This is a genomic window from Mycoplasmoides pneumoniae FH, from assembly GCF_001272835.1.
Taxonomy (GTDB): Bacteria; Bacillota_I; Bacilli_A; order Mycoplasmatales; family Mycoplasmoidaceae; genus Mycoplasmoides; species Mycoplasmoides pneumoniae.
Window position 1 is genome coordinate 447,621 of record NZ_CP010546.1, and the last position, 11,059, is coordinate 458,679.

Consider the following 11,059-nt stretch of genomic DNA (forward strand, 5'->3'; position numbering starts at 1 on the left):
TCGTAAACGCTTTATCCTCATACGTGTAAATTTATAACAAAAAAACGCCCCTTGGGGAACGTTTTTAAACAAGTTTAATTATTAGTCATTTTTATTGAATATTAAATCTTCATTTATTTAATGCTTAAAGATTAATTAACTTTTGCACTTGCTTAAGAAGTCCATTTTGACAAAGAAAAATCCCAAAAGGATGGCAATAAAGCTCACGCTTTTGGGATCTTCCTTGTGGTTTAAACCATTTTTTTAGCTAAGTCTACTTAACTTTTCTTGCTTTGAGCATTTGTTCTCAGAAGTGCTTACGACTCTTACGTCAGCGGTGTAAGACAACACCACTAGCTATTATTGTTGAAAGTAATGCAGCACTACCAGTGAAAGTAATTGCTATTAATGGTCAGTTAATCTTATTGATGTCTTCTTTATTGAAAATGTTTTTGTGTAGATCAAAGGTGAAGTTATCAATTTGTTTTTGGTTATTTGCCAATTGTACCTTGGTCAATAAAGGTAGTTGACCAGTCTTAATTGGTGCTTGGTATTTGTGTTCTAAAACGGTTTTGAGCTGCTTTCTAAATTCTGTTTGCAATGGAGCGTAGGCATTCTTAATAAAGGAGCTGTCGGTAAACAACAGACTAACAACTGTGTTGTATTCGAAGTTGTTTAGGTTAGAGAAGTCAAACACCAAGTTTTTCTGCTCTCTAACCGTACCATCCTTGTTAGTTTTGGATTTCTTGGTAACAATCCAGTAAGGCAGTTTAATAACGGTACTTTGTTCAGGGTTGGTGGTTAAAGTAATCTTGAAGATGTTTTTGTCTGATTCTGGATCATCACCTTTTTCTTCTGAAACCAAGACATTGTAACCCTTAGCTTCTTCTACAATTTGGTTAATTACACTTGGGTCTTTAACCTCTAAATTACCCTTCTTGTCTAAGGTAAAGTTCGATGTTAAACGTAGCTTTAAATTATTTTTGTCTTCCTTATTAAAGCTCACCCTTTCCTTTAAAAAGAGCTTTTTACCAGTCATTCGCTCAACATAGCCTAAGATCGAACCACTGACATTTTCACTCAAAAAACCCTCATCATTCTCAGCGTTAGGTGTAGATAGTTTAGCTGAATTGTCAGCACTTGCTGTAGGCAAAGTAAGTTCAGCGTTGGTGAGGTTAGCCTTCAAAGCAGCGTTCCAGTTATGAGTATCGAGATAAAGGTTTTGGTTTTGCTTGGCTTGGATAATTGCATCCTTGGACACATTTTTCACATAAAGGCCACGACTATCAACCGCTAGTGATTCGAGTGAATACAGCTTTTGTTTGTTTTCAAAGCGCACTAAGTACGAACTTTGTGCTCCTTTGTCCAACCCTTCAATATAGTAAAAGTAACTCTTAGCGTTATTTGCCCGGCGTTGGTTACCCAAGTCATTGGCATTAGTTACATCCACTACTACATAAAACTGACCAGTGTATGGGTTAGATCGTAGGTTTAAACCATACTTGTTTGCCGTACTTTGAACGCTAGCGAGCTTCGGATCATCACTTTTGCGGGCGTTTAACATCGCATCAACTTTATGAACAGCATTTACTTTAATTTCAGTTTCAGAGATGCCTTGTACCTTTAAATAGTTGTTAATGTCCTTTTGGAAGCGTTCGCGCTCATCGTTCAAATCAGTGCTTTGTACTACAATACTCTTGGTTTGTGAGTTTTGTTTGTCCCAGCTAGCTTGTTTAAAGTTTTGTCGGTAATGGTACTTATAAGAAATTTCGTTGGCTGCTTTTTCTATTTTGCTAGCATCACCGTTAGCAATTTTAGTTTTACTACTCTTAGGGGTTAGAGCTACCTTATTGATAAAACTAGCATCACGTAAACCGCCTTCATCTTGAAAACCAATGGCGCTTACAGCAATCTCAGCGCGGTTTTCATTTGCTAGTTGTTCTGATTGTTTTTCAGTGTTTTCAATCGGGATGAACTCAAACTTAGCACCATCCCAAACCTTCATCCGTCTTTCCTTTGCGCCGTTTAATTTGACGTTAGCAAAAATGTCCTTAGAGAAGTAAGAAGCAATTAAGCTGGAAAGTTGTGTTCAGGTATTAACATCATCGTTCAAGTTTAAACCAAACTCTTTTTTAGCATCAGCATACCATTGTGCAGTATTTTCACCCTTGGATTCAATACTACCTGGATTTTGGCTTCAATTTTTCAGCTTGCCAATAAAATCAGCTACTTGAATGTAGTCAACTTCCTTATTTTTGATTTGTTCTATAACCTTATTGATTGCTGCTTTGTCACTTTCATTGTAAGGTTGATCAGACTTTAAATGCTCCTTTAAATCAAGTGTTTGCGCAAACAGATTGTGAATGTTGACAATGGCGTTTGTCAAAACGGGGTTAAAGTCAAAGGACAGTGTTGGTTGTTTGACAAAAACACCATTCTTAATTGCCGTAGCATCCTCGTTGGTTTTTGGCACTAGTAACTTATCGAGCTTAAAGTTATTGTAAGTGTCAATGCTAAAGGTCGAATCCTTAAGTTTGTACTTTAGCTGTTGGTTGGAGGCTATATCACTCTTAGTGGTGTAAGTTTGACGTACAGCACTACCTAAACCTAAGTCAATACTGCGAGTTTTTCTAACAAGCGTTTTAATCTGGTTTTTATTAACCCATTGGTAATTAGTCTTGGTACTCTTTGCTTTTCTAATGTAATCACTTACAGTAATTAATCTTTCCTGACCGTTTTCCTTGTAAAACAGCTTGCTGTAAGGTTCTAGCTTTAAAAAGAAGCGCGTGTCAGTGGTATGACTACCTCAATCAGGACTGTGCCAATTGGAGTTACCACCTTCAGAAGTGATGTTGGTGGTAAAGGCATTGGGGTTATTGTTGGTATCCCAAAAATCGGTAAAAAAGCCACTGTTAGCCCAGCCCTTAGTACCCTTGGTGTTAAAACCAGTTTGGTTGAACCAGATGAAGATTCCCTTATCTGGATCTAACCGCTCAGCACTGTAGAGAATCTTCGAGCGAATATCACCCCATAAAGGTTTGTTTTTATCCCATTTTCTGGGAGTTGGTTCTGGAACACGCTTGTCAATATGATATTCATCATTTTCCACCAAACCTATGCGTTGGTTGGCATAACCCAAATCAAACCAAGCCACCCACTTTCAGTAATAAGGGTTACTTGCTGTCCTTTCGCGGTTAGAGTACTTGTAATATGTTTGGTTCCAGCTAAAGTGAACGTTTTTGTCGTATTTGTTCTCGTGCCGGAACGCTCAAGTGCGACCGTTATCAGTGTGTCAACCCACTAAACCAAAGCTAGCGCCAGAGTTGGTATACACCTTTACATCTGGTAGTTCACCGTTCTGAATGGAAAGCTGAGCAGTACGCTCAATTTGCTTAAGTGCTTCTTGAGCGTAAAGGCTTTCACTAATGTAGTTATTAACGTTGTTTAAGTAGACCTCTGTCTTTTTACCGTTATTTCACTTTAAATCAAAGCGCTGGGTAATAGCTGGACTTTTACTCTTTAAGATTGAAAGCACATCGCCTTTACCCTTAAGGTAGCGCATGTGAACGCCACCATCGCTTGATAGTGTTTCATTGTTACTTTTAACAACGCTAGTGAATGCTGAACTTGCAACGAATCAACCAAAACTTCCTAATGCAAAACCAAAAAGTAAGAATCGGTACTGTAAACGTTTCATGCTTTATTCTAGCACTTTAAAAATATTTTTGACAATCCTTCTGCGCGTGTATTAAAGCAAATGCTGAACGAAATTGACAAAAGACGCACGGTTTGAACTCAAAAAGCTTTTTATGGCGTGGTATTTCACCAAGCATTTCATTCATTTTACCCTCTAAATGAAGAGTTACTTTGCTCTGCTTATCTCAATATAGTTAAAGTAATGTGTATAAACGTAGCTAAAATAAAAAAACCAACTGAGAGCAGTTGGTTGGAATCAATAATTTGGCGCGCCCAATAGGACTTGAACCCATAACCTTCTGGTCCGAAGCCAGACACTCTATCCAATTGAGCTATGGGCGCTTCTTATAGTTAATTCTATTAAATCTCTGAGAACTGCGCAAATCTTTATTAAAATTAGCTGACTTCAACACAGTCGCTCTAATACATGTCAAAGGATAAAAAAAATAAGGTTGAACAGCTTGAACCAGTAGACCTTTTTGAGCGGACTAAGCTAGAGGACACCCAAGTTTTAAATGATGTTGAACTAGATGACATCAAGAAACTAGAAGAGTTGAAAAAAGAATTGGAAAACACCTTTGATCCACGTACCAGAATTGAAATTAAACGTGAAATCAAAGAGTTGGAACGTAAACTAAGAAGGAACCGTTAGTGAATGTTTGTTAACCTCCACACTAACTCTTACTATAACTTCCTCAACTCCACACTTTCACCGCAAAAGCTAGTTGACCTAGCTGTTCAAGACCAACAGGTAGCTGTTTGTTTAACCGATCCCAACTTATTTGGTGCTACCGAGTTTTTTTTGGCCTGTCAAAAAGCGCACATTAAACCCTTAATTGGGTTGAGTGTTACTGTTCGACATTACGAACAAAACGTTAATTTACTAGTAATTGCCCAAACCAACCGGGGTTATCAGAACCTAATGTGCTTAGCGTTAGTTAAAGACCAACCAGATTTGCAATTAGAACCCTTTTTGGATGGTAATGTGGTAATTATTTGCACACAAACTGAACTGCGCCTCAACACCGCAAACCCCGTTTACTTAGCACATGGTTTGAGTGGTCGTTATCCTAAAATTGCAGTAACACAAAAACCAGTTAAGTGTCAAAACACCAATAAGGACTTAACACTGCTCTTAACACTTAAGCAAATTAGTCAAATTAACAGCGAACACTTCCAGCCACTGGAATGAAAATTAAGCCGTAGTTTAAACGAAATCCAATTGGATCCACCATTGTTGCAACAACTCCGGCACCAACCTTTTTTAAGCCAAAAGGCAGCACAGCAAATTTTTAGCGAAGAGGAATTGGGAAATCTGCAAAAGCTAGTGGAGCAAAGTCAATGAGATTTAACCAAACTCAAAGCGTCATCGTTACAAGTGTCACACAACGATGCACAAATGTTAAGCGAGCAGTGTCAACTAGCCTTAACTGAATTTTTAAAGCTCAATCCGCAATTAAACAAACAGCTCTATGAAGAGCGGTTAGCCAAAGAATTGGAGATAATTAACTCACTCCACTTTGCTGGTTACTTTTTAGTGGTGAGCGACTTAGTTCAGTTTGCCCATAATAACGATATCCTCATCGGTCCTGGTCGAGGATCTGCAGTGGGTTCTTTAGTGGCCTTTCTGCTCAAAATTACCCAAATTGATCCAGTAGCCAACAATCTCATTTTTGAGCGCTTTATTTCCCGTCACCGCCAGGGCTTACCTGACATTGACATTGACATTATGGAAACTAAACGTGATTTAGTAATTGACTATGTCATGCAAAAATATGGCCGGGAACAGTGTGCACAAATAGTTACTTTCCAAAAATTTAAGACCCGCTCTGCGCTGCGTGATGTCGGTAAGGTATTTAAACACATTGAGGGTGCTGAAGATTTACTGGGTAAACTACCAAAAGACAAAAGCTTATTGGAGCTTGATGTAAACGGTGTTACTGATCCGGTTTTACAACTTAGTTTAAAGAGCTTTCGCTTGTTGTGGGAGGTGGCGCGTGAAATTATTAACTTTCCGCGCCAACCAAGCATTCACGCTTCTGGTGTTGTGATTGTCACTGAACCTTTAATTACCACGATCCCTTTAATGGTGGGTAATAACAACAACTACGTCACCCAAGTGTCGATGGACTGGTTAGAATGGTACAACCTCAATAAGTTTGACTTATTGGGTTTAATTAACCTCACCATGATCCATGAGGTTGTGCAAGCGGTAAAACCCAAGGAAGTTAGCGTACAGCAATTCCTCCAACAAATACCGCTAGATGATGAAGCTACTTTTACTAACCTCACTAACCAAGCCACTTTAGGTGTTTTTCAACTAGAGTCGTTTGGGATGAAAAAGGTGCTCAAACAAATTAAACCGCACAACCTCCATGATTTAGCAATTGTTTTAGCACTTTACCGCCCCGGTCCACAGGACAACATTAATACCTTTATTGCTAACCGTAACTTAGGGTTTGACACATCAGACATCGATCCGCGAATTTTGCCAATTCTCAAAGAAACTTACGGAGTGTTAATCTTTCAAGAACAGGTTATTAACATCGCCAAAACTGTTGCTAACTATTCATTGGAAACCGCTGATAGCTTTCGCCGTGCCATTTCCAAAAAAAACTTGCAAGTAATTCAGGACAACATGCGCAGCTTTTATGAAGGCGCGCTAGCCAATAACTTTAGCTTAAAAGCAGCGACTACTATCTTTAATTACATCCAGCGCTTTGCTGGATATGGTTTTAACTTGTCCCACGCCTTGGGCTATGCTTTATTGAGTTACTGAACAGCATGATTGAAGACACATTACTTTGAGCAATTTAACCTGTGGTGATTAAACCACGAACAGGGCAAAAAGGAAAAGCAAAAACAGCTCTTAAACGAGTTTATTAGCAGTGGTTATGAAATTTGCCCACCACTAATCAATAAGGCTAAAAGTGATTTTAGTGTTCAAGATAAAAAGCTGTATTTAGGCTTTAAGTTAATCAATGGTATTGGTGACAAGCAAGCCCATGCCTTGGAACATGTTCAGGAAGTTTTAAAGCAAAACCCCAATTTATCCTTAATAGCTACCGTTAATTTGTGTTTGAGCAAAACGGTAGGGGGTTTAGAACTTAAAGACATTACATTGCTCCAACAAGCAGGTTGTTTTAATTGCTTTAATTACACGGTTGACTTTAATTTGGCCAAAAGCTTTTGGGTGCAAAGTAACCATGAATTATTTCCAAAAATACCACTAGATCAACCACCCGTAATTAACTGAAAGAGCTTTGGTTTTTAATTTATGAAAAATGCAATTTTAATTGATGGTAACTCACTAGCCTACCGTGCTTACTTCGCTACTTGACAACAGGTGGAGTTTGCCAAACTACACAACTTACCCTTTAACAATGCGATTCGCACAATGTTAATGATGTGCTGAAACTTACTGCAGTCAAAACAGTATGACTATGGTGTTATTAGCTTTGATACTAAAGCGCCCACTTTTCGTGATCAACTTTACAGTGAATACAAAAGTAAGCGCAGTAAAACACCGAGTGAACTGTTAGTCCAAATTCCTGTTGTTAAAGAATCACTGCGTCATTTAGGTTTTTTAGTGTGTGAACAAGACGGGTTTGAGGCAGATGATCTAATTGGTAGTTATGCGAGGTTAATGACACAAAACAATGTGGCAGTAGACATCTACAGCTCTGACCGTGATTTACTACAGTTAGTCGATAGTATGACTAGTGTTTGGCTTTGTGTAAAGGGCACAAAAGAGATGAAGGAATATAACACTGACAACTTTGCTGAGCAGTTTTTTGGCTTAACACCAAAACAAGTGATTGAATATAAAGGTTTGGTAGGGGATAACAGTGATAACCTCACTGGCATTAAGGGAATTGGTCCGAAAAAAGGGATTGATCTACTCAAACAATACGGTACCATTGACAATATTTTTGCTAACTTTGACAAGCTATCCAAAGCATTGCAAACGATTCTCCAAGGCCAAATTGACACTGCTAAGAAATTCAGCTTTTTAGCGAGCATTAAAACAGATATTAAACTTAATGACGATATTGTCCACGCTGCTTTAAAACCAATCGATAAACAAGCTTTATTAGAGCTTTTAGATAAATATGGCATTAAAGCACTAGCGCAAAAATTTAGTCAACTGTAATGCCTGAACTACCTGAAGTTGCCACTGTAATTACCGAACTTAAGAGCTGTGTTTTAAACAAACCTGTCAAGCAAGTTAAGGTGCACTTAGACAAGGTGTTGAAAAATACTAATGTCAAGCAGCTTAACGATGCGTTAGTCAACCACAGCTTTGTGGACATTAAGCGCCGCGGCAAGTACATTATTTTTTGTTTAAGTAACGGTTTGTTTTTAGTGTCACACTTACGCATGGAAGGCAAATATTTCTTTGAAGCTAAAGGCAGTCAGTTTGACTTAAACCATGTTTTAGTCGAGTTTTTATTCCAAGATGGTGATCAACTTAACTATCATGATACGCGTCAATTTGGTACCTTTCACTTGTTCAATAGATATCAGTTTGAAAACGCACGTGAATTGAACAAATTAGCACTCGATCCCTTAGATCAGGAATTTAACCATCAAGCGATCTTTAACAAAGGCCATAAGTCCAACAAGAAGATTAAAACCTTTATTTTAGATCAGACCAACATTAGCGGTATTGGCAATATTTACGCTGATGAAATTTTGTTTGCAAGTAAGATTCACCCTGAAACTTTAGCTAAAAATTTGAACTTATCGCAGTATCAGCTAATTTGTCAAAATGCAACTGATATTTTAAAGAAAGCAGTTGAAATGAAGGGTACTACCATTGGCACTTTTACCTTTAAAAAAGATCATACCGGTGGTTACCAACACTTCTTGAAAATTCATGGCAAAAAGGGGAAGCAATGTCAAAGCTGTAACACCACTATTATTAAGAAAAAGATTAATGGTCGGGGCAGCTATATTTGTGAAAAGTGTCAAATACAGCGTTAATGGTTAACTGTTCCAGTTAATGCCAGAATTATGGCTTTATAAAAAAGAGCTTAAATATCTTAAACTTAAGCTCTTTTTGATCACTTAAATTAACCATAAAGATTGTTTTTAATCCTTAGATTAATCCACGCTTGTTAGAAAAAATATGAAAAACAAAATTAAATACGTTTACTCCGACCTGGATGGCACGATTGTGAGCTGAAATCCTAAAAACCAGTTTACCCATCAGGGCAAAACTTACAAAAATCTCCATGAAGTTAGTCACGCTACCGTAACTGCTTTTAAACAATTACAAGCTCAAGGTATCAAAATTGGAATTGTGACTGGCCGTGATTACTGTCGCGTTCGTTGGTTAGAAAAGTACCTAAACACTGATCTACCAACAATTACCCTCGATGGCGCCATTATTTACTTCCGCGATGAAATTATTCGGCAAGAAGTGCTTGATAAGGAATTTATCCATGGCATTAACCAGATTGTCAAACGTTACCCTACAGCAGCCTTTAAGCTCAACATGGGTTGAGGTAACTATTACACCTGCAATCCTTCTTTAATCTTTGAAGGTGACCATGCTTACCGTGAGCACTTTAATGCTGACAGTAAGTTTTATCGCAAAGAGATCGACAACACGGTTGATTGAGATATAAATAACATGAAAGTAAATCAGGTTTACTTTGACACATTTACTTGCCCTGAACCAATGATCCAAGAGCTCGATAACTTAGTTGAAAAAAGTGATGTAACCGCCAAAAGCTACCGCCATTCACTTTACATTATTAAAAAAGGGGTATCGAAGGCTAGTGCACTACAAAACCTCCAACGAGACTTTTTAGTGGAAATGAAGCCTGCTAACACGATTGTCTTTGGTGATGGGGATAATGACATTGAAATGATGCAGTGAGCTGATCACAGTGTGTCGTTAACTGGTAGTGATCCCGAGTGTTATAAGTTAGCTAAGTACCACACCGACAGCGTTGACGATGATGGGATTGCCAAATGGATTAATAAAAATCTGTTATGTTAATCGCTGTTGTAGGCAAAGCTGGAGTTGGTAAAACCACCGTTTTGCAATACATCGCTGACTATTTTCATTTTCCCGTTTTTTTTGCTGATCGGTTTATCCATCAACAATACGCAAATGGTCAAGCTGGTTATGCAATTGTAAAACAGCAATTTGGTGCTCAGTTTGTCAATCATGAAGCAGTTGATCGCAAACAGTTAGCACAATACGTTTTTAATCAACCTGATGAGTTAAAGCGTTTGTCCAACTTAACCAAACCCCTAGTACAAGAGTGACTCAATCAATTAAAAGCGCAATTCCAAGACAAAATTGCACTTGTGGAAATTGCGGTGATGCTCAATTACTGAAACGATTACCGCCCTTTCTTTGATGAAGTAATCCAAATTGAACGTGATGCTAAGATAGTAAAACAAGCACTAAAAGCACGTGGCGTTGATGTAGAGCAGGTGCAAAAGTTAATTGCTGATCCGACTTACCCAATTCTTACAGTAATCAATAACAGCACTGTAGCTGAGTGTGCTTTACACGTTACTCAATTTTTAGAAAGCATTGCAAAAAGTGATAAATGCCATCATGGTCATTATCAAACTCCGAAATAAAGGTCGCGTTTTGTTTTGCTAAATCACTACCGTTAGCCATTGCGACAGAGTACTTGACAGCATTAAAAATTTCCACATCATTGTCCCCATCGCCAAAGACCATGGTCATTTGGGGATCTAAACCGGTTTGCTGTTCTAATGCTTTGAGACCGTATGCCTTATTGACATCTTTGTGCATAATGTCAAGCGCAAAGGTCATAGAACTGACATAGCTAATGTTTTCAATCGCATCGAGATGTTTGGTTATTTTACTAATGCGACCCCTGTCTTCAGTGATTAAAAGAATCTTGGTAATGTTTTGTGTGGCAAAATCAAACTTGCTAGCATCAGTTAACGGATTAATGGTAAAGTTATTTTGTGTAATGTCAGGTTCTACAATTTTGCTTTGAGTAGTGCGTAACCGTTTGCAAGGTATACCGGGTTTTTCAAAACCAAACACCTTTTTATCAGTGTAAATGCAAAAGCTTTCTTCCAATTGCAACAGTAAACGCATAATGGGTACCACACTTTGGGGTGCTAACTGGGTCATATGCAGCGCTTTTTCCCGAGCAAAGTCATAAATTAAAGCACCGTTAGAGGAAATAACCGGTAGATCAGGTTGAATAAACTGAGTGGTATTGCGGATTAAGATATGACTGCGCCCAGTCGCAAAGGTAATTTTAAACCCCTGCTTTTGCAACTCTTTGAGAAAAGTAACAGTTTGTGGTAGTGGTTCATGACCCCAAGACAATAAAGTACCATCGAGGTCAAAAATTAAGTTTTGTACTTTTGGTTTCAT

8 protein-coding genes and 1 tRNA gene are annotated in these 11,059 nt (G+C 38.2%); 6 read left to right on the forward strand and 3 right to left on the reverse strand.

Annotated features, from left to right (window positions below; translation table 4 throughout):
• Positions 1–253: 253 nt before the first annotated feature.
• Positions 254–3,541 carry an MPN376 family protein gene (locus F539_RS02125; protein ID WP_225971144.1) on the reverse strand — a complete coding sequence of 1,096 codons (3,288 nt, stop codon included), beginning with the start codon at positions 3,539–3,541 and terminating at the stop codon, positions 254–256.
• 399 nt (positions 3,542–3,940) lie between these two features.
• A tRNA-Arg gene (locus F539_RS02130) sits at positions 3,941–4,017 on the reverse strand.
• Positions 4,018–4,102: 85 nt separating this feature from the next.
• Here F539_RS02130 and F539_RS02135 point away from each other — a divergent pair.
• The 6 genes from F539_RS02135 (at position 4,103) to coaE (ending at position 10,281) form a co-directional block, all read left to right on the forward strand.
• Positions 4,103–4,327, forward strand: coding sequence for a hypothetical protein (locus tag F539_RS02135; protein ID WP_014325500.1), 225 nt, complete (start codon positions 4,103–4,105; stop codon positions 4,325–4,327).
• A gap of 3 nt (positions 4,328–4,330) precedes the next feature.
• Positions 4,331–6,949, forward strand: coding sequence for a DNA polymerase III subunit alpha (dnaE, locus tag F539_RS02140; RefSeq protein WP_014574962.1), 2,619 nt, complete (start codon positions 4,331–4,333; stop codon positions 6,947–6,949).
• Positions 6,950–6,952: 3 nt separating this feature from the next.
• On the forward strand, positions 6,953–7,828 hold the full coding sequence (locus F539_RS02145) for a 5'-3' exonuclease (RefSeq protein ID WP_010874735.1): 876 nt from the start codon (positions 6,953–6,955) through the stop codon (positions 7,826–7,828).
• Entirely contained in the window at positions 7,828–8,661 is an 834-nt protein-coding gene (gene mutM / locus F539_RS02150; RefSeq protein WP_010874736.1) for a DNA-formamidopyrimidine glycosylase, read from the forward strand. Before F539_RS02145 ends, mutM begins: the two co-directional genes overlap by 1 nt.
• A gap of 145 nt (positions 8,662–8,806) precedes the next feature.
• The gene (locus F539_RS02155) at positions 8,807–9,685 is read left to right on the forward strand and encodes a Cof-type HAD-IIB family hydrolase (protein WP_010874737.1); all 879 of its coding nucleotides are present in this window, start codon (positions 8,807–8,809) and stop codon (positions 9,683–9,685) included.
• Positions 9,679–10,281, forward strand: a complete 603-nt coding sequence (coaE, locus tag F539_RS02160) for a dephospho-CoA kinase (RefSeq protein ID WP_010874738.1) — start codon at positions 9,679–9,681, stop codon at positions 10,279–10,281. Before F539_RS02155 ends, coaE begins: the two co-directional genes overlap by 7 nt.
• Here the strand turns inward: coaE and F539_RS02165 are convergent.
• A complete protein-coding gene (locus tag F539_RS02165; RefSeq protein WP_010874739.1) occupies positions 10,211–11,059 on the reverse strand; it encodes an HAD family hydrolase in 849 nt (282 codons plus the stop codon). The two genes, coaE and F539_RS02165, sit on opposite strands and share 71 nt — an antisense overlap.